Source organism: Burkholderia sp. JKS000303 (genome assembly GCF_002563755.1).
Lineage (GTDB): Bacteria > Pseudomonadota > Gammaproteobacteria > Burkholderiales > Burkholderiaceae > Burkholderia > Burkholderia anthina_B.
This window is the reverse complement of the sequence record NZ_PDBZ01000001.1, coordinates 1,613,357-1,632,216: the sequence shown is the minus strand read 5'-3', so window position 1 is coordinate 1,632,216 and position 18,860 is coordinate 1,613,357. Positions and strand designations below refer to the sequence as shown.

14 protein-coding genes are annotated in these 18,860 nt (G+C 67.7%); 8 read left to right on the top strand and 6 right to left on the bottom strand.

Annotation, left to right across the window (positions count from 1 at the left end):
* Positions 1–214: 214 nt before the first annotated feature.
* The 5 genes from BX604_RS07865 to BX604_RS07845 all read left to right on the top strand — a co-directional run bounded on the left by BX604_RS07865 (position 215) and on the right by BX604_RS07845 (position 6,895).
* A complete protein-coding gene (locus tag BX604_RS07865; protein ID WP_098550256.1) occupies positions 215–1,270 on the top strand; it encodes a putative 2-aminoethylphosphonate ABC transporter substrate-binding protein in 1,056 nt (351 codons plus the stop codon).
* Positions 1,271–1,381: 111 nt separating this feature from the next.
* Complete coding sequence (locus BX604_RS07860) at positions 1,382–2,473, top strand: putative 2-aminoethylphosphonate ABC transporter ATP-binding protein (RefSeq protein ID WP_098552750.1); 1,092 nt, start codon at positions 1,382–1,384, stop codon at positions 2,471–2,473.
* Entirely contained in the window at positions 2,470–4,197 is a 1,728-nt protein-coding gene (locus tag BX604_RS07855; protein WP_098550255.1) for a putative 2-aminoethylphosphonate ABC transporter permease subunit, read from the top strand. The genes BX604_RS07860 and BX604_RS07855 overlap by 4 nt, the downstream gene beginning before the upstream one ends.
* Before the next feature lie 48 nt (positions 4,198–4,245).
* Positions 4,246–5,376 carry a 2-aminoethylphosphonate--pyruvate transaminase gene (locus BX604_RS07850; RefSeq protein ID WP_098550254.1) on the top strand — a complete coding sequence of 377 codons (1,131 nt, stop codon included), beginning with the start codon at positions 4,246–4,248 and terminating at the stop codon, positions 5,374–5,376.
* 130 nt (positions 5,377–5,506) lie between these two features.
* The gene (locus BX604_RS07845) at positions 5,507–6,895 is read left to right on the top strand and encodes an FAD-dependent oxidoreductase (RefSeq protein ID WP_098550253.1); all 1,389 of its coding nucleotides are present in this window, start codon (positions 5,507–5,509) and stop codon (positions 6,893–6,895) included.
* A 91-nt stretch (positions 6,896–6,986) separates the two neighbouring features.
* Here BX604_RS07845 and BX604_RS07840 read toward each other — a convergent pair whose 3' ends face one another.
* Together BX604_RS07840 and BX604_RS07835 are read right to left on the bottom strand one after the other, a co-directional pair.
* Entirely contained in the window at positions 6,987–7,715 is a 729-nt protein-coding gene (locus tag BX604_RS07840; RefSeq protein ID WP_098550252.1) for a phosphonate utilization associated transcriptional regulator, read from the bottom strand.
* Between the two features lie 207 nt (positions 7,716–7,922).
* Positions 7,923–10,094, bottom strand: coding sequence for a phosphocholine-specific phospholipase C (locus BX604_RS07835; protein WP_098550251.1), 2,172 nt, complete (start codon positions 10,092–10,094; stop codon positions 7,923–7,925).
* A gap of 228 nt (positions 10,095–10,322) precedes the next feature.
* Between BX604_RS07835 and BX604_RS07830 the strand changes: the two genes are divergently transcribed.
* Positions 10,323–11,240 (top strand): LysR family transcriptional regulator, encoded by a 918-nt coding sequence (locus BX604_RS07830; RefSeq protein WP_098550250.1) that lies wholly within the window; start codon positions 10,323–10,325, stop codon positions 11,238–11,240.
* 95 nt (positions 11,241–11,335) lie between these two features.
* Here the strand turns inward: BX604_RS07830 and BX604_RS07825 are convergent, their stop codons facing one another.
* Positions 11,336–12,976, bottom strand: coding sequence for an L-lactate permease (locus BX604_RS07825; RefSeq protein WP_098550249.1), 1,641 nt, complete (start codon positions 12,974–12,976; stop codon positions 11,336–11,338).
* 474 nt (positions 12,977–13,450) lie between these two features.
* Here BX604_RS07825 and BX604_RS07815 point away from each other — a divergent pair, with 474 nt between their 5' ends.
* Positions 13,451–13,762 (top strand): DUF4148 domain-containing protein, encoded by a 312-nt coding sequence (locus BX604_RS07815; protein WP_098550247.1) that lies wholly within the window; start codon positions 13,451–13,453, stop codon positions 13,760–13,762.
* Between the two features lie 91 nt (positions 13,763–13,853).
* On the opposite strand, the gene gshA is transcribed toward BX604_RS07815, so the two are convergent.
* The 3 genes from gshA to ada form a co-directional block, all read right to left on the bottom strand.
* Complete coding sequence (gene gshA / locus BX604_RS07810; RefSeq protein WP_179894788.1) at positions 13,854–15,467, bottom strand: glutamate--cysteine ligase; 1,614 nt, start codon at positions 15,465–15,467, stop codon at positions 13,854–13,856.
* A 469-nt stretch (positions 15,468–15,936) separates the two neighbouring features.
* Positions 15,937–16,911, bottom strand: a complete 975-nt coding sequence (locus tag BX604_RS07800; RefSeq protein ID WP_098550244.1) for a DNA-3-methyladenine glycosylase family protein — start codon at positions 16,909–16,911, stop codon at positions 15,937–15,939.
* Positions 16,908–17,999, bottom strand: a complete 1,092-nt coding sequence (ada, locus tag BX604_RS07795; RefSeq protein ID WP_098550243.1) for a bifunctional DNA-binding transcriptional regulator/O6-methylguanine-DNA methyltransferase Ada — start codon at positions 17,997–17,999, stop codon at positions 16,908–16,910. The genes BX604_RS07800 and ada overlap by 4 nt, the downstream gene beginning before the upstream one ends.
* A gap of 439 nt (positions 18,000–18,438) precedes the next feature.
* On the opposite strand from ada, the gene BX604_RS07785 reads away from it, so the two are divergent.
* On the top strand, positions 18,439–18,852 hold the full coding sequence (locus BX604_RS07785; RefSeq protein WP_098552749.1) for a VOC family protein: 414 nt from the start codon (positions 18,439–18,441) through the stop codon (positions 18,850–18,852).
* The last annotated feature ends 8 nt before the right edge of the window (positions 18,853–18,860 follow it).

Sequence of the window (18,860 nt, the reverse complement as noted above, 5' to 3'; positions counted from 1 at the left end):
TTCAGTCCTTTCGGTTCGAAGGGGGTTGAGCTGTCGGCGCCCGCGCCGCGCCGAGGAGGTGTTTTCCATGCTTGACATTAAAATGGATGATTTGTAGATTGTCAACAACATGCAGAGAACAGAAAGCAAAATACGGAAGTACAAAGCAGCATAAAGAGGGCTGGTCTCCACTCATCCGCCGCGTGCCGCGGCGCCACAGTCAAGGGGTCTGAAGATGAACGAAGTGCCGGTACACAAGCGTTTGAATGGATGGGCGACGGGCGCGGCCCGTCTCGCGCTGGCCGCAGCGGTCGCGCTGGGTGCTGCGCAAGCGGCGCACGCGAAGACGTCGCTGCTGGTCTACACCGCGCTGGAAGACGAGGCGATGAAGCCCTACAAGGACGCGTTCGAGAAGGCGAACCCCGACGTCGAGATCCGCTGGGTGCGCGACTCGACCGGCTCGGTCACCGCGAAGCTGCTCGCCGAAAAGAACAACCCGCGCGCGGACGTCGTGCTCGGCCTCGCCGCGTCGAGCCTCACGCTGCTAGACCTGCAGGGGATGCTGATGCCGTACACGCCGAAGGACTTCGACCAGCTCACGCGCAAGTACAGCGACGCCAACACGCCGCCGCACTGGGTCGGCATGGACGTGTGGGGCGCGACGATCTGCTACAACCGCGTCGCCGCGCAGGCGAAGAACATTCCGAAGCCGACGTCGTGGGAAGACCTGACGAAGCCGATCTACAAGGGCGCGATCGTGATGCCGAGCCCGGTATCGTCGGGCACCGGCTATCTCGACGTCACGGCGTGGCTGCAGACCTTCGGCGACGACAAGGGCTGGAAATTCATGGACGCGCTCGACAAGAACGTCGCGCAGTACGTGCATTCGGGCTCGAAGCCGTGCACGCTCGCCGGCACCGGTGAATTCCCGATCGGCATCTCGTTCGAATTCCGCGGCCACGAGCTGCAGGCGCAAGGCGCGCCGATCGACCTGGTGTTCCCGAAGGAAGGCCTCGGCTGGGACATGGAAGGCACGGCGATCATGAAGACGACCAAACAGCCGGACGCCGCGAAGAAGCTCGCCGACTTCATGGCGAGCAAGGAAGCGAACCAGATCACCGCGCGTTGGTGGGCGATCGTCGCGTACCCGGGGGTCGCGCGCAAGCTCTCGGGCATCCCCGACAACTATTCGGACCTGCTCGTGAAGAACGACTTCGTGTGGTCCGCGAAGAACCGCCTGTCGATTCTCGACACCTGGCAGAAGCGCTACGGGGCGAAGACGCAGCAATGACCCGGCAGTAACGCCACACCCGGCAGCGGGGCCGCGTCACGCGCCGCCCCGCATCTGTTCCCATCGTCGTATCCGGCCCGCTGGCGGGCCGCCCGCAGCGTGGAGGCGTGCATGGCACCCTATCTGAGCGTAGAACGCATCGAAAAGCGGTACAACGACACACAGGTTCTCTCCGACATCAACCTGAGCGTGATGAAGGGCGAGATGATCTGCTTCCTCGGGCCGTCCGGCTGCGGGAAAACCACGCTGCTGCGGATCATCGCGGGGCTCGAGGCGCAAAACGCCGGCCACATCATGCAGGACGGCCGCGACATCTCGCGGCTGCCGCCACAACTGCGCGACTACGGGATCGTGTTCCAGTCGTACGCGCTGTTCCCGAACCTCACCGTCTACGACAACGTCGCGTACGGGCTCGTGAATCGCAAGATGAAGCGCGATGCGATCCACGAGCGCGTGCATACGCTGCTCGCGCTGGTCGGCCTGCCCGACAGCCATCGCAAGCATCCGGGTCAGTTGTCCGGCGGCCAGCAGCAGCGCATCGCACTCGCGCGCGCACTGGCGACGTCGCCCGGCCTGCTGCTGCTCGACGAACCGCTGTCGGCGCTCGACGCACGCGTGCGCGTGCGGCTGCGTCAGGAGATCCGCGCGCTGCAGCAGCGGCTCGGCGTGACGACGATCATGGTCACGCACGACCAGGAAGAAGCGCTGTCGATGGCCGACCGGATCGTCGTGATGAACCACGGCGTGATCGAGCAGATCGGCACGCCGCTCGAAATCTACCGGCAGCCCGCGTCGCCGTTCGTCGCGGACTTCATCGGCCGAGTCAACACGATTCCCGCCGAAGTCGCGCAGGACGGCACGCTGCGCGCCGGCGGCGTCGGCTTCGACTGCCGGCATGGCGCCACCCGGCCGGCGCAGGGCGCGGCGGTGTCGGTCTACGTGCGCCCCGAGGACCTGCGCATCCGCATTCCGGGCGAGACGGCCGACAACGTGCTGGCCGGCCGCGTCGAGAAGCTCGAATTCCTCGGCGCGTTCTGCCGCGTGAGCTTCCGGATCGACGGGCTCGACGGCCAGGAGATCGTCGCCGACCTGTCGTATCACGATGTCGATCGCACCGGCGTGCAGGCCGGCGCGCGGGTCGACCTCGCACTCGATCGAGAGCATGTGCGCGTGTTTCCGAGCGCGAAGGAGCGACTGCAATGAGCACCGTCCTCACCGAACGCCGCCGCGGCGCGGCCGCCCCCGCCGACGTGCGGCAGATCACGCACTGGCACGACCGCGTCGCGCAGCTCGCGCTCGTCGCGATGGCCGCGCTGATGTCGCTGTTCCTGCTGCTGCCGCTCGCGCTCGTCGTGCAGAAATGCTTCGTCGATGCGGACGGGCACTTCGTCGGCGCGCACAACTTCGTCGAGTATCTCGAGGACAGCGGCGTGCTGCGCTCGATGCTGCATTCGCTGACGGTCGGCGCACTCGTCACGGCGATCGTCGTGCCGATGGCGTTCACGTTCGCGTATGCGCTGACGCGCTCGTGCATGCCGCTGAAGAACGCCGCACGCACGATCGCACTGCTGCCGCTGCTCGCGCCGACGCTGCTGTCCGCCGTGTCGTTCATCTACTGGTTCGGCAACGCGGGGCTGCTCAAGCCGCTGCTGCACGGCCACTCGATCTACGGGCTGCCGGGCATCGTGCTGAGCCTGGTGTACGCGTCGTTCCCGCACGTGCTGATGATCCTCGTCACCGCGCTGTCGCTCGCGGACGGCCGGCTCTACGAGGCCGCCGACGCGATGGGCACGCGCCGCCTCCGCAAGTTCTTCACCATCACGCTGCCCGGCGCGAAGTACGGGCTGATCAGCGCGACGATGGTCGCGTTCACGATGTGCATCAACGACTTCGGCGTGCCGGTGGTGATCGGCGGCTCGTACAACGTGCTGTCGACCGACATCTACAAGCTGATCATCGGGCTGCAGGACTTCAACCGCAGCGCGGTCGTGAGCCTGATGCTGCTGTGCCCGGCGCTCGTCGCGTTCGGCGTCGACTACTTCATCCGCCGTCGCCAGCAGTCGCAGCTCGGCGCACGCTCGACGCCGTACCAGCCGAAGCCGTCGCGCGGCTTCGACACCGCGATGCTCGCGTACTGCGCGCTGGTGTGCATGTTCTTCATCGCGGTGGTCGGCATCTCGGTGTTCGCGTCGTTCGTGAAGTTCTGGCCGTACCAGATGAGCCTCGGGCTGCAGCACTACAAGATGGGGCTGATCGGCGCCGGCATCTTCGACGCGTACAAGAACAGCCTGCGGATGGCGGCGACGGTTGCGCTCGGCGGCACGATCGTCGTGTTCGGCGGCGCCTACCTGATCGAGAAGACCCGTGGCGCGCGCTGGCTGCGCGGCTTCATCAGCCTGTGCGCGATCCTGCCGATGGGCGTGCCCGGCCTCGTGCTCGGCATCAGCTACATCTTCCTGTTCAACGCGCCCGGCAATCCGCTGAACGGGCTGTACGGGACGCTGTGGCTGCTCGCGATCGTCACGGTCGTCCACTACTACGCGTCGAGCCACCTGACCGCCGTCACCGCGCTGCGGCAGATCGACAGCGAGTTCGAGGCCGTATCGGCGTCGCTGAAGGTGCCGTTCTACAAGACCTTCGTGCGCGTGACCGTGCCCGTGTGCCTGCCCGCGGTCCTGCTGATCGCGCGCTACCTGTTCGTCAACGGGATGACGACGGTCTCCGCCGTCGCGTTCCTGTACTCGCCGGACACGCAGCCCGCGTCCGTCGCGATCCTGAACCTCGACGACGCGGGCCAGATGGGCCCGGCCGCCGCGATGGCGACGCTCGTGCTCGCGACCTCGTCGTTCGCGTGCGTGCTGTTCGCCTGCATCTCGCACCGTCTGTTGCGCCGCACGCAGGCCTGGCGCAATCCGCATCGCCGTTGATCCCTTAGCCGCATTCACGTGACGTCCCGACTTCACCAAGGAGACACCATGACGCTCGCCACCCAGCCCATCCTGCTCACCCCCGGCCCCCTGACGACCTCGGACCGCACGCGCGACGCGATGCTGCGCGACTGGGGATCGTGGGACAGCGACTTCAACGCGATCACCGCGCGACTGCGCGAACGGCTGCTGCAGATCGTGCACGGCGAAGGCACGCACGAATGCGTGCCGCTGCAAGGCAGCGGCACGTTCTCGGTCGAAGCGGCGATCGGCACGCTCGTGCCGCGCGACGGCCACGTGCTCGTGCCGAACAACGGCGCCTACTGCGCGCGCCTCGCGAAGATCTGCCGCGTGCTCGGCCGCAAGCTCACGACGATCGACTACAGCGAGGAGCGCCGCGTCGATCCGGCCGATGTCGAACGTGCGCTCGCCGCCGATCCGACCATCACGCACGTCGCGCTCGTGCACTGCGAAACCGGCGCGGGCGTACTGAACCCGCTGCACGACGTCGCGAAGGTCGTCGAGAAGCATGGCCGCGGGCTGATCGTCGACGCGATGAGTTCGTTCGGCGCGATCGACATCGACGCGCGCACGACACCGTTCGATGCGGTGATCGCCGCATCCGGCAAATGCCTCGAAGGCGTGCCGGGGCTCGGCTTCGTGATCGCGAAGCGCGCCACGCTCGAGCGCTGCGAAGGCAACAGCCACTCGCTCGCGATGGACCTGTACGACCAGTGGGTCTACATGCAGCGCACGACCCAGTGGCGCTTCACGCCGCCGACGCACGTGGTCGCGGCGCTCGATGCGGCCGTCGCGCAATACGTCGACGAAGGCGGGCTCGCCGCGCGCGGCGGCCGCTACCAGCGCAATTACCGCGCGCTGATCGACGGGATGCTCGCGCTCGGCTTCCGGCCGTTCCTCGATCCGGCGATCCAGGCACCGATCATCGTCACGTTCCATGCGCCGGACGATCCGAACTACGACTTCAAGCGCTTTTATCAGGAGGTCAAAAAGCGCGGCTACATTCTGTATCCGGGCAAGCTGACCGAGGTCGACACGTTCCGCGTCGGCTGCATCGGGCACTTCGGTGAAGCCGGCATTCCGGGCGCGGTCGCCGCGATCGCCGACACGCTGAAGGCGATGGGCGTGCGCCGCATCTCCGCCGAAGCAGCCGCCTGAACGCGCTGTCCCGGGCCGCACGGCGGCGCACGGCTTCCCGCCGCGCGTCGCCGTGCGGCGGTTTCGCTTTGGTTTTCTCCCGCCGTGTGCGGCACGGCCGACCTCTGGACCTCTACTGGCACGACACCCGATGCGACCCTTCTGGATCGAACAAGCACTGTTCAACGACGGCGATCTCGCACCCGCGCTGCAGGGCGCGACGCAGGCCGACGTCTGTATCGTCGGCGGCGGCTTCACGGGGCTCTGGACCGCGATCCAGGCCAAGCAGCAGAACCCGGCGCTCGACATCGCGATACTCGAGGCCGACCTGTGCGGCGCCGGCGCGAGCGGGCGCAACGGCGGGTGCCTGCTCACGTGGTCCGCGAAATTCCTGACGCTGCGGCGGCTGTTCGGCGAAGCGGAGGCGATCCGGCTCGTGAAGGCGTCGGAAGCAGCCGTCCAGCACATCGCCGACTTCTGCCGTACCCACGGCATCGATGCCGAGTTGCGGCTCGACGGCACGCTGTACACCGCCACATCGCGCGCGCAGGTCGGCACGCTCGCGCCGGTGCTCGATGCGCTCGCCGCATGCGGGATTCACAGCTACGAGCCGCTGCCGGCCGCCGAAGTCGCGCGCCGCTCCGGCTCAGCGCGCAATCTCGACGGCGTGTACTCGCCGATCGCCGCGACCGTGCATCCGGGCAAGCTCGTACGCGGGTTGCGCCGCGTCGCGCTCGCAATGGGGATCCGGATCTACGAGCGCTCGCCGTTCGTCGACTTCACGGCGGGGCAACCGGCCGTCGTGCGCACGCCGTCCGGCAGCGTGCGCGCGGGCAAGCTGGTATTCGCGATCAACGCGTGGATGGCGAGCCGCTTCCCGCAGTTCGAGCGCACGATCGCGGTGGTGTCGAGCGACATGGTCATCACCGAGAAATGCCCAGAACTACTCGAAAAGACCGGGCTCGTGGACGGCGTGTCGGTGCTCGATTCGCGGATCTTCGTCTACTACTACCGCACGACCGCCGACGGCCGGCTGATGCTCGGCAAGGGCGGCAACACGTTCTCGTGGCGCAGCCGCATCGCGCCGGTGTTCGACCGGCGCTCGCCGTACGAGGCGCAGCTCACGCGGAGCCTGCGCGAATTCTTCCCGTCGCTCGCGGGCGTGCCGGTCACCGCGAGCTGGAACGGCCCGTCGGACCGCTCGGTGACGGGCTTCCCGTTCTTCGGCCGCCTCGACAACGCGCCGAACGTGTTCTACGGCTTCGGTTATTCGGGCAACGGCGTCGGGCCGACCTACATGGGCGGGCAGATTTTGTCGTCGCTGGTGCTCGGCCTCGACAACGCGTGGACGCGCAGCCCGATCGTGCGCGGCCCGCTCGGGGCTTTCCCGCCGGAGCCGATCCGTTATGTCGGCGCGCACGTCGTGCGCAACGCGATCCGCCGCAAGGAACGCGCGGAGGACGAGAGCCGGCAGCCGGCGATGGTCGACACGTGGCTCGCGAAGTTTGCGAGTGCGGCGGGGAAGGCTGACAAGGCGTGACAATACGCTGATGCGATGACGTGACGCTCAATGAAAAGGGGACGCCAAGAAGCGTCCCTTTGCTTTTGATGCAGCGGCCCGCGCGGCCGCTTTACACGCGCGCGACTTTCTCTCGCGCCGCCTTGCCCGTCGCGGGCAACCCCTGTTCGTGCGTGCGGCGCATCCGCGCAAGGCCGTGCGCGACGTGCTCGCGCACGAGTGCAACCGCCTTCTCCTCGTCGCCGCCGGCGAGCGCCTGCACGATCTTGTCGTGCTCGGCCGCCGACACCGCGATCGCATCCTCCTCGGCTTCGATCGCGGCCTGGCGCAGCAGCCCGAGCTGGCGCACGAGCCGGCGATAGGTATCGGTGAGATGCGTATTGCCGACGCCGACCACCATCGCATCGTGGAACTGCACGTTCAGCTCGGTATAGCGCGTGACGTCATGCGTCTTCGCGGCATCCTTCATCGACTGAATGATGCCCTTCAGCACCTTCAGCGTATCGGGCGAAATGCGCTTCGCAAGCGCGCGCGCGACCGATTCGTCGAGCATCGCGCGCACTTCGTAGATCTCCTCGGCTTCGCGCAGCGGCACGATGCGCACCGTCACGCCGCGGTTCTTCTCGTTGCGCAGCAGCCCGGCCTGCTCGAGCGCGCGGAATGCCTCGCGCACGGGGCCGCGCGACACGTTCAGCTTGGTCGCGATATCGACTTCGTTGAGTTTCTCGCCGGGTGCGTATTCGCCGGACACGATCGCGCGCTCGAGCATGTCCTGGACAATCATCGCGAGCGACTGGCTTTGCAGGAGTTCGATGGCGTTGAGCGCGTTCGGGACAGTCATGGTCGGCAGGCAGCAAAGCTGCGAATGAAAACGAGGGCGCCATATCGGCGAATGATCCTTGTATACCCTCGCCCCGACATATTGTCAACAGTTTTCAGTTTCCAAAAACCAATCCCGCGTGCCGGAATCCGGATGAAACCGACCGGCACGCGGCGTCGCGCGGCGGCGGACAGGCAGGCCGCCGAACCGCGCAACGACGGCCCGCCGTCAGGCCGTCTGCTTGAGCGGCCCCGGATCGCTCTGGCTCGGCCGGCCCGTCTCGACGTGGCCCGCGAAGCGGCGCACGACCTTGTCGTCGCCGCCGCGCAGCGTCGTCGCGGTGATCGTCAGATCGTACCAGCCGTGGCTCGACGACAGCTCGAAGTGATCCTCGATGCGCTCGCCCGGCTCCAGCGTGTAGCTGCGCGCATGCGCATGGCTGTACGCGTTGTCGACCACCACGCGGCAGCTCGCGCGGCCGCTGTTGCGCAGTTGCAGATACACGTGGCGGTTGCGCACGTCGTAGCCGATCTTCGCTTCCGCGTTCGCGTGGCGGGCATCAGCCGCCAGCCGCGTATTGCCCTGGAATTCGCACAGATAGCCGTTCGGGCCGTACGCGGCGAGATGGTAGTCGCCGCCCGCGGCCGACGTGCTCCACGTATCGGCGAACCGGTCATGCGCCGACACCGCATAGCGGCGCGGCGGCGTCGCCGGATTGCGGCGGTCGTACACGTAGAACGCGGCGCCCGCCTCGCCCGAGTTCGCGAAATCGAGCGACACGGCGTCGTCGCGGCCGTTCACGCGGGCATGCACGAACAGTTCGTACGGCAGCGCGCGGGCCGGACGCGTGCCCGCTTCCTGGGCCGGCATCGACTGCTGCGCGGGCACCTGGTACGCCTGGCCGGCCGTCGCGATGTGCTGCGGCACCGTGAAGCTCACCGTGCGCGTGTCGGGGCGCGCGGAGAAGTCGAACGCCGACGTCAGGTCGCCGCAGATCGACCGGCGCCATGCGCTGATGTTCGGCTCCTGCACGCCGAAACGTGCTTCGAGGAAACGCAGCACCGACGTATGGTCGAACGTCTCCGAGCAGACCCAGCCGCCCTTCGTCCACGGCGAGATGATGATCAGCGGCACACGCGGCCCGAGGCCGATCGGCTGGATGCCGCCCGGGTCGGCGCCCGGCACGAGCGGGCTCATTTCGCCCGGGTACTTGTTCAGGTCGAGCAGTTCGTCGCCGAGGTTCGACAGCAGGTTCGACGACACGATGCCCTGGCCGCCCACGCCGCTCGTGACCGGCGGCACCGGCGGCACGACGTGGTCGAACAGCCCGTCGTTCTCGTCGTAGTTCAGGATGAACACCGTCTTCGCCCACACCTCGGGGTTCGACGTCAGCGCTTCGAGCACCATGTTGATGTAGAACGCGCCGTCGGTCGGCGATGCCTGCGGGTGCTCGCTGTACTTGTACGGCGCGACGATCCACGACACCTGCGGCAGCCGGTTCGCCTGCACGTCCGCCTTCAGCTCGGCGAGCGTGTGGTCCGACGCGCCCTTGTCGACGAGCGGGCCGCTCGCGCCTTCCTTCACCTGGAAGCGCTTGAAGAACATCAGCGAGTTGTCGGTGTAGTTGTCGGTCGGATCGCCCGGAATGCCGGTGCCGCCCTGGTACACCTTCCAGCTGACCTTCGCGTTCTCGAGGCGCTCGGCGTAGGTCGTCCACGTGTATCCGTTCACGTCGTCGCGCTCGCCGATGCCCGGGCCGTTCGGCGGGTTGCCGTAGACGTTGCGCGGGTCGACCGTGCCGGTCCACAGGTAGATGCGGTTCGGCGCCGTGTCGGCGTGCGCGGAGCAGAAGTACGAATCGCAGATCGTGAACGCGTCGGCCAGCGCATAGTGGTACGTGAGGTCCTGGCGCTTCAGGTAGCCCATCGTCAGCACGTCCTGCTTCTGGTTCACCCACTGGTCCCACTGGCCGTTGTTCCAGGACAGGTGGCCGCTGCTCCAGCCGTGGTTGGTGCCCGGCTGGAATTCGGTCGTCTGCTTCGGATCGAGGTAGAACGGCAGCACGTACGGCGCGGCCGGATCGAGCCCGCGCGAATGGTAGTTCTTCGTGAACACCGACGCCGGCGGCTGCTGCCACACCGGCGCGCCGCTCGGCAGCAGGTGTGGACGCGGGTCGTTGAAGCCGCGCACGCCGCGCAGCCCGCCGAAGTAATGGTCGAACGAGCGGTTTTCCTGCATGAAGATCACGACGTGCTCGACGTCGCGGATCGTGCCGGTGCGATACGCGGCCGGCATGGCCAGCGCGTTGCGGATGGCCGGCGGGAAGCCGGCGTACGCGGCCATCGCGCCGGCCGACTGGGCGGCAAGGCGCAGGAAATCGCGTCGATTGTTCGAGGACATGAAGAGAACCCTGTTGTCGGTAGGAGTGGGGGCGCCAGTCGAGCGGGGCCGGCGGTTTGCGTCGCCGTTATTACCCCGCACCGGCGTGTCCCGGCCGTGACCGGTTACCGCAGGTTTCTTTGGGTTACCCACAAGAATTTTTTCGAAGCGGCGCACGACGCGCCTTTCATCCGGCCGACATACGCATGCGCTACGCTGACGCGCGATACAGAGGGGAGAAGCCGAGTCGTGTTCGATCAGCTGAAGGCGTTCCATGCGACCGTCCGGCAGGGCAGCATCACGCGCGCCGCGCGCCACCTCGGCGTGAGCCAGCCGGCGATTGCCGCACAGATCCGCCAGGTCGAGCAGCTGTACGGCGTCGAGTTGTTCTACCGCAGCGGCCGCAAGCTCGAGGTCACCGAGACGGGAATCGAGCTATTGCCGCTCGTCGAGAAAATGATCGCGCTCGAAGCGCAGGCCGACATCATGCTGCGCAACATCGGCGGCCTGTTCGAAGGTCAGTTGCGGATCGGCGCGACGGGGCCGTACTACATCATGGACGCGGTCGGCCGCTTCTCGAATGCGCATCCGTCGATCGCGCTCACCTGCCGGATCGGCAACTCCGAGGAAATCCTGCAGGCGCTGCAGGAATTCCGCATCGATCTCGCCGTCTCGTCGCAGCGCAACGATGCCGACGGCCTCGAACGCAAGGTGATTTCGACCGACCCGCTCGTGCTCGTCGTGCATCGCAATCATCCGCTCGCCCGCTTCGACGCGATCGATCCGGCGCAGCTCGCCGACGTGCGGCTGCTGATTCGCGAGGAAGGCTCGGTCACGCGCCGCTGCACGGAGACGATCCTCGCATCGGCCGGCGTGGCGGCCACTTCGATCGCCGAAATCGGCAGCCGTGAAGCGATCCGCGAGGCGATCCTGCACGGCGTCGGCGGGAGCCTCTTTCCGCGCGGCGAGGCCGAGCGTCATCCGGACCTGCGCATCGTCGAACTGCGCGGCGTCGACACGACGATCGACGAATACGTGTACTACCTGAAAGCGCGCCGCCAGAGCCCCGCGATCGACGCGTTCCTTGCGTGCATCCTGCCGGCCGGCAGCGACGCGGCCGGGGCGGATGAAGCAGGACGAACGGCGCGGCGGGCGAACGCGCGCTGAACTGCCGCGCGCTCACCGGTTCCGCACTTTACTGGCGCTTTTCTCGCGCCTTCCCTCGTTTTTCCTCGTGCCTTCCTTCTGTCGTTGCGCTCACATCACTTCGGCAGCGCAGGAATCATCCACGTCAGCACGTGCTGCTGCAGGAACACCAGCACGCCGAGCAGCAGCGTGAGAATCACGCTGTGCCAGAAGGTGCGTGCGAACACGACGCCCTCCTGCCCCTTCAGGTCCGTCGTCGACACGCCCGTCGCGATGTTCTGCGGCGAGATCATCTTGCCCATCACGCCGCCGGACGAGTTGGTCGCGGCCATCAGCACCGGATCGAGGCCGAGCTGCCGTGCGGCGACGACCTGCAGGTTGCCGAACAGCGCATTGCCCGACGTGTCGCTGCCGGACAGGAACACCGCGATCCAGCCGAGCGACGCCGACACCAGCGGGAACAGCGCGCCGGTCGACGCGACGCCGGTGCCGAGCGTGTAGCTGATCCCCGAGTAGTTCAGCAGGTACGCGAGGCCGACGATCATCATCACCGTGACGATCGCGATCCACGTCTGCCGCCACGTCTTGACCACGCATTCGAAGAACGCGCCGATGCCCGTGCGCGTCATCGCGGCCGTGATGATTGCCGACACGAGGATCGCGGTGCCGGTGCCGAGCGGCTGGAAGTCCCAGATCGCCGCATACGGCTTGTGGTACAGCGACACGAACACCGTGTTGTGCAGGCCCGGCCACTTGATCTTCACGTCGCCGATCGCGGCGATGTTCGCGTGCACCCAGACGATCACGACCACCGACACGACGATCCACGGCAGCCAGCCGCCGAAGCCCGCACGCGCGGCGCCGGCCGTCGCGGGCACGCTGCGCGCGAGTGCGTATTGCGGATCGGGCTGCGGCTTCCACACCTGCAGGAAGCCGATCGTGACGATCAGCGACGTGAGCGACGCCAGCACGTCGGTGAGTTGATAGCCGAGGAAGTTCGACGTGACGAACTGCGCAATCGCGAAGCTGCCGCCGGACACGAGCAGCGCGGGCCACAGCTTCGCAATCGAGCGCAGGCCGCCATACGCACCGACCACGTAGAACGGCAGCAGCAGCGCGAAGAACGGCAGTTGCCGGCCGACCATCGCGGCGAGCGTCGTCGGCGGCAGCGACGTGACCGCGCCGAGCACGGTGATCGGCACGCCGAGCGCGCCGAACGCGACGGGTGCGGTGTTGAACAGCAGCGTGTAGGTGAGCGCTTCGAGCGCGGGGAAGCCGAGTGCGATCAGCAGCGCGCTGGTGATCGCGACCGGCGTGCCGAAGCCCGAGATCCCTTCGAGCAGACAGCCGAACGAGAACGCGACGACGAGCAGCACGAGGCGCCGGTCGTCGGGCAGGTTGTCGAGCATCCACTGCCGAAACTGGTCGAAGCGGCCCGACTTCACTGCGATGTTGTACAGCAGCAAGGCGTTGAAGACGATCCACATCACGGGCACGACCGCGAGTGCCATGCCGGCGCCGACCGCGTTGAATGCGAGGCCGGCGGGCATGCCCCACGCGCCGATCGCGACCGCGAGGCCGGCGACGAGCCCGGCCAGCGACGCCTGCCACGCCGGCCGGCGCAGCACGCCGAGCGCGATCAGTGCGACCGCGATCGGGATCACCGCGACGAGAAACGACAGGAACAGCGAGTTGGCGACGGGCGTCAGCGGCTGTGCGAACAGGATGCCGGGCGGCAGGGCTGCAGTGGGATTCATCGTGTCTCCGTTGTCGATTGGCGTCGGCGCGTTGGTGCGTTGGCGCGTGCTCCAATCCCGTGCTTTTGCGGTCGACCGGATGCCGGCGGGATGCTGCGCGTCGGCGCCTGCCCCGGTCCCGTATCAAACGTGCGTTCCACGGCGGCGATGACCGTCCGACGCTTGCGCATGCAACCATGCGACAGCGCCGACCGATCGGTCGCTTAAAAAAGGTTAGGAGGCGGATCGCGCTTGCACAAGGGGGGACAAGCCCGATGCGCGGCACCCGCGACACGCCGCCGGCTGCACGCTGAATGGCCGATGGCAGCCGGCTGACGCGCGCGCCAGCAAACCGCCGCTGCAATGTTGCACAGCCGGCAAAGGTGCCTGACGGCGAGCGGGATGTTTCGTTTGGCGTCCGAAGCCTAGACTGGCTGCATCGATTCCGCCCGCGCCAACACATGCGCGGCTCCGGAACTTCACGGAGCAAACACGATGAAAACCATGAAACTTGCGGCCTGCACGTTACTGCTGATCGGCTCGGCCGTGGCCGCCCAAGCCCACGCCGCGTCGACGCTGACACGTGCGGACGTTCGCCAGGAACTCGTGGAATTGCAGGCCGCAGGCTACCGGACGAGTCTCGCCAGCAGTCCCGACTTTCCGCAAAACATGCAGGAGGTCATGCAGCGTGCCGCGCAGGCACGCGGCGACACGGCCGGCTACGGCAGCGACGGCCATGCCAATGTGGAATCAGGGAAGGCAGCACTGCCGCAAGTGGTCGATCGCGACACGTACGCGCATCACTGACGCGGGAGAAACCGGGGCGCGCGCATGAACGCACTGCACCCCGGCCCGCAGCCGGCATGCCCGCCGCGTGACGCGCAGCGGGCTGTCGAGGTCACACGCTGAAGCGGTTCAGCGTGTACGCACGATAGGCCGCGACGAATGCGTCGAACGATCCGGCCTCCTTCGCTTCCAGCTCGGCCTGCTCGGCGAGCGACTTCGCGGCAAGCGCCTGCTCGGCGCGCATCGTATCGGCCGACGGCGGGTTCGCACGGAAGTGCGCGGCATGCGCTTCGCTGTGCGCGAGCGCAAAGTCGAGGAACGACTGCCCGTTCTCGCGCATCGTACGCAGCACGCGCGCCGACGGCGTGCGCTCCGGATCCGCCAGCTTCGCGCGCTGCGCGGCGATCGCGCGCACATGCTCGTCGCCGCCGCGGACCTCGTCGAGCCGGCGCCCGATGGTCTCGATATCGGCCATCAGGTCGTCCGCCCATGCCTGCAGCGTGACCGGCTGGCCGTCGCGCGTCAGCGTGAGCCCCGGCTTGCGCCCATCCATCGTCACGCTGCCGAAGTTCGCATTCGCTTCGTTGTACGCATCGCAGTCGAGCGCCGGGCTGTCGTCGAGCGCGCAGGCGAGCAGGAACGCGTCGATGAAGCGCGCGGTTTCGAGCGCGATGCCGGTCGGCTCGAACGGGTCGATGTCGAGGCAGCGCACTTCGATGTACTGCACGCCGCGCGACGCGAGCGCATGCAGCGGACGCTCGCCCGAATACGTGACGCGCTTCGGCCGGATCGTCGAGTAGAACTCGTTCTCGATCTGCAGCACGTTCGTGTTGATCTGGATCCACTCGCCGTCGCGATGCGTGCCGATCGCCTCGTACGGCGGATACGCTTCGCTCACGGCCTTCGACAGCGCGTCGAGATAACCGGGCAGCGTGTTGTAGTCGACCTGCAGCGCGGCCTGCGCGGTCGTGTTCGAGTAACCGAGATCGCTCATCCGCAGGCTCGTCGCATACGGCCGGTACAGCGTATCGGCATCGAACGTGTCGAGCTTGTGCGGCTTGCCGCGCAGGAACCGCGTATCGAGCGCGGGCGACGCGCCGAACAGGTACATCAGCAGCCAGCTGCGGCGACGGAAGTTGCGGATCTGCGCGAGATAGCGCTCCGACTGGTAATCGACGAGCGTGGCCGTCGACCCCTCTTCCGCATGCAGGCGCCGCCACACTTCCTCGTGCAGCGAGTAGTTGTAGTGGATGCCGGCGATGCACTGCATCGTGCGACCGTAGCGATACGCGAGGCCGCGGCGGTACACCGTCTTCAGGCGGCCGATGTTCGACGTGCCGTAATCGGCGATCGGAATGTCATCGTCGGCCGGCAACAGGCCCGGCATCGAGTCGTTCCACAGCATCTCGTCGCCGAGCGACGCATACACGTAGCGGTGCAGATCGTCGAGACGCTCGAGCGTGATCGATGCATCGGGTTCCGCCGGCGTGATCAGCTCGATCAGCGCTTCGGAATAGTCGGTGGTCAGTGACGGGTGCGTCAGTGCCGAACCGAGTGCGCGCGGATGCGGCGTGAACGCGATCATCCCGTCGCGCGTCACGCGCAGGCTTTCCTTTTCGATGCCGCGCAGGCCGTCGGGCAGACGCTGCCGTGTCGGGCCCGAGCTCAACGCTTCGAGACGATTCAGCAGCAGTTCGGACTGGCGGTGAGTCATGGTGTTCGACATGGAGACGCAAGTGCGTGACGGCCGCGTGCAGAACGCCGCGCGCGGCCGGCTGGATTATTGGTCGCTTCGTTGGTAGCGGGCACTTTAACATCTCGCCGAAACACGCGCTTGAGGCGGCCCCGGGCAGGCCACGCGCGGCGCAGCGGGCCGCCGGACGGGGCGATGGCGGCCATCGGGTCGGGCCTGGCCGGCTTCGTGCCGAGGTCGATGAACGGGGCGATCGGTACGAATTCATCGGACGGAACGTGGCGCGCGCCTCTGCAGCGACAGGTGCAACCGGCGCTACCGAACCCGTCAGCCCACGCCGCGCATGAACCGCGCCATGCATTCAACACGGCCGGCGCCGAATTCGCCGAATCGCGCAGCGGGCGCAACCATGAGGAGGCCGACCGATCCGCCCGGCGCTCGCGCCGCGCGCGCCGCATCGCGGCGTTGCCCGCTCACGCGTGTCGACCCGCCGCCGCGCCCCTCATCCGCCGCGCGCGCCGCCAGCCCGGTCCGCCACGTCGTTCCACAAATGCAGCGCGGCATACGCGCGCCACGGCCGCCAGCCTTCGGTGCGGTGCTTCTGGCTCGCGAGCCGGTCGAGCGACGGATCGCGCGCGGTGATCGACTGCATCAGCACGAGATCGGACGCCGGCCACGCGTCGGGGTCGCGCCATGCGCGCATCGCGATGTATTCGACGGTCCACGGGCCGATGCCCGGCAGATCGAGCCATGCGCTGCGCAGCGTGCCGAGATCGGCATGCGCGGGGTCGAGCGGCACGTCGCCGGCCGCCACCGCGCGCGCCATGCCCGTCAGCGCCGCCGCCCGCTTGCCGGGCATCCCGATCTTCTCGAGATCGCACGCGGCCAGCGCGTCCGGCGTCGGAAAACGCCACGCGGGCGCGCCGTCCGGCGCGGCCGTGCCGTCCTCGTGCGCGACGCGCTCACCGGCCCGTTCGACGAGCCGGCCGACGATCGTCGTCGCCGCCTTCACGCTCACCTGCTGGCCGACGATCGCGCGCACCGCGAGTTCGAACCCCGACCACGCACCCGGCACGCGCAATCCCGGCGCGGCCTCGACGAGCGGCGCGAACCACGGATCGCGCGCGAGCCCGCCGCCGATCGCGGCCGGATCGGCGCCGAGGTCGAACATCGACGCGACGCGACGCGCGAATGCGTCGTCGACATGACGCGCGGCCGCCCCTTCGACCGTCGCGATCAGGCAATGCCTGCGCGGATGCTTCGTGACGGTGAGCCGGCCCGCGTCGCCATGCAGATCGACGATGCGGCGATACACGCCGTCGACGACCTGCTCGACACCCGGAATCGCCCGTCCGCTGAAAAAGCGCAGCACGCGCGCCCAGTCGTACGGCGCCTTGAAGCGCAGTTCCATCTGCGCGGACGGCGGCACATGGCCGCCGTTCGCGATGGACGTGATCGTGGTTGTTTCAATGCTCAAGCTGCGTTGCCCTCCGCAACGACATCGGTTTCATCGCCGTGTACATGGCGTGCCTCGGATGCAAGCAGCGTCGCCTTGCGGCGCACGCCCCAGCGATAGCCGGCGAGCGCGCCGCCCTTCTGCACGACACGGTGACACGGAATCGCGAGCGCGACCGGGTTCGACGCGCATGCCGACGCGACGGCCCGCACCGCGCGCGGCGAGCCCAGCGCCTCGGCGATTTCGGAATAGCTGCGCGTTTCGCCGTACGGGATATGCGTGAGCGCTTCCCACACGCGCTGCTGGAATGCCGTCGGCGCGATGTCGAGCGGCAGGTCGAACGCGTGCCGCGTGCCGTCGAGGTATGCCCGGATCTGCGCGACGAACGGCGCGAGCCGCGACGGCGCTTCGACCAGTTCGGCGCGGGCGAACGCATCCTTCAGCTCGGCGACGAGCGCCGCCGGCGCGTCGCCGAACGCGATCCGGCAAATACCCTGTTCGGTCGCGGCGACGAGCACCGTGCCGAGCGGCGTCGCCGCGGTCGCATAGTCGATCCGCAGGCCGGCGCCCTGGCGACGGAACGCGGACGGCGCCATCCCGAGCTCGCGCGGCACCGATGCATAGAGCCGCGACGGCGAACTGAACCCCGCGTCGACGGCTGCCTGCGTGACCGGCTGCCCGCTTTGCAGCGCCTGCCGCAACGCGGCACCGCGCTGCGCGGCCTGGTACTGCCGCGGCGACACGCCAACCACGCGCTTGAAGAGCCGCTGCAGGTGGAACGGGCTCACGTGCACGGCGTCGCTCAGTTGTTGCAGCGTGAGCCGCTCGGCATGCGCGTCGAGCACCGCGCACGCGCGATTGACGATTTCCAGCTCGCGCGGCAGCCCTTCCGGCTGGCAGCGCTTGCACGGCCGGAACCCGGCTGCGCGTGCGGCGGCCGGATCGGCAAAGAAGGACACGTGCTCGCGCCGCGGCAGCCGCGACGCGCAGCTCGGGCGGCAGAACACGCCGGTCGTGCGCACGGCATAGAAGAACGCGCCGTCCGCATGCGGATCGCGGGCGGTCACGGCGCCCCAGCGGGCATCGTCGGTCGGATAGGCGGTTTTCATCTGAACCTCGCACTCTCTAGTGTAGATGGTGCCTACTCTAGACATCGGCACATGCCGTCGCGCCCTGAATCTTGCTCTGTGATTCGCGTCGGCGAAAGCGGGACATAAACCGGGGGCACATCGACAACGCTCAATCAGACGAAAAGCCGCGCCGGCGCTGCCCGGGCACCGCTTTCGTCATCATCCCGTCACCTTTTTGCTGCACTGCGGCTGCGACAAATCGCCATCCTGACGATTTTTTACACTCGAAATATTGCAACGCACCATCGCCGTGTGTATAGTTGGAACTGTCTCCTCCATGTCTCCTCCTGATATGGATTAAGCCCGTTCCGCTCTGCGTGAACGGGCTTTTTTTCGTCCATCGTTCGTGGCTGTTCCGGCGCGCGTCGTCGGTGCGGTCTACACTCGGGGCACGCTGTCCGCAAAGGAGTGCCCGTTCATGAAACCGACCATCCGCGCGATCGATCACGTCGTGCTGCGCGTGACCGACATGGCCGCGATGACGCGCTTTTACTGCGATGCCGTCGGCTGCCACGTGGAGAAGGAACAGCCCGACCTGGGCCTCGTGCAGTTGCGCGCGGGCGACGCGCTGATCGACCTGCTGTCGGTCGGCGGTCCGATCGATCGCCCCGACAGCGGCCCGCCCGGCACGGGACGCAACCTCGATCACCTGTGCCTGCGCGTCGAGCCGTTCGATCCCATCGCGCTGACCGAGCATTTCGCCGCCTACGGTGCGCGGCCCGGCGCTCCCGCCGAACGCTACGGTGCGGGCGGCTACGGGCCGTCGATCTATCTGTTCGATCCCGAGGGGAACATGCTGGAATTCAAGGGGCCGCCCGCCGCGCTCGGCTGAGCGGCGGC

What these genes read in the sequence shown, in the direction of transcription:
- BX604_RS07865 (WP_098550256.1), top strand. Translation starts at nt 215, where the DNA reads ATGAACGAAGTGCCGGTACACAAGCGTTTGAATGGATGGGCGACGGGC.
- BX604_RS07860 (WP_098552750.1), top strand. Translation starts at nt 1,382, where the DNA reads ATGGCACCCTATCTGAGCGTAGAACGCATCGAAAAGCGGTACAACGAC.
- BX604_RS07855 (WP_098550255.1), top strand. Translation starts at nt 2,470, where the DNA reads ATGAGCACCGTCCTCACCGAACGCCGCCGCGGCGCGGCCGCCCCCGCC.
- BX604_RS07850 (WP_098550254.1), top strand. Translation starts at nt 4,246, where the DNA reads ATGACGCTCGCCACCCAGCCCATCCTGCTCACCCCCGGCCCCCTGACG.
- BX604_RS07845 (WP_098550253.1), top strand. Translation starts at nt 5,507, where the DNA reads ATGCGACCCTTCTGGATCGAACAAGCACTGTTCAACGACGGCGATCTC.
- BX604_RS07840 (WP_098550252.1), bottom strand. Translation starts at nt 7,715, where the DNA reads ATGACTGTCCCGAACGCGCTCAACGCCATCGAACTCCTGCAAAGCCAG.
- BX604_RS07835 (WP_098550251.1), bottom strand. Translation starts at nt 10,094, where the DNA reads ATGTCCTCGAACAATCGACGCGATTTCCTGCGCCTTGCCGCCCAGTCG.
- BX604_RS07825 (WP_098550249.1), bottom strand. Translation starts at nt 12,976, where the DNA reads ATGAATCCCACTGCAGCCCTGCCGCCCGGCATCCTGTTCGCACAGCCG.
- BX604_RS07815 (WP_098550247.1), top strand. Translation starts at nt 13,451, where the DNA reads ATGAAAACCATGAAACTTGCGGCCTGCACGTTACTGCTGATCGGCTCG.
- gshA (WP_179894788.1), bottom strand. Translation starts at nt 15,467, where the DNA reads ATGTCGAACACCATGACTCACCGCCAGTCCGAACTGCTGCTGAATCGT.
- ada (WP_098550243.1), bottom strand. Translation starts at nt 17,999, where the DNA reads ATGAAAACCGCCTATCCGACCGACGATGCCCGCTGGGGCGCCGTGACC.
- BX604_RS07785 (WP_098552749.1), top strand. Translation starts at nt 18,439, where the DNA reads ATGAAACCGACCATCCGCGCGATCGATCACGTCGTGCTGCGCGTGACC.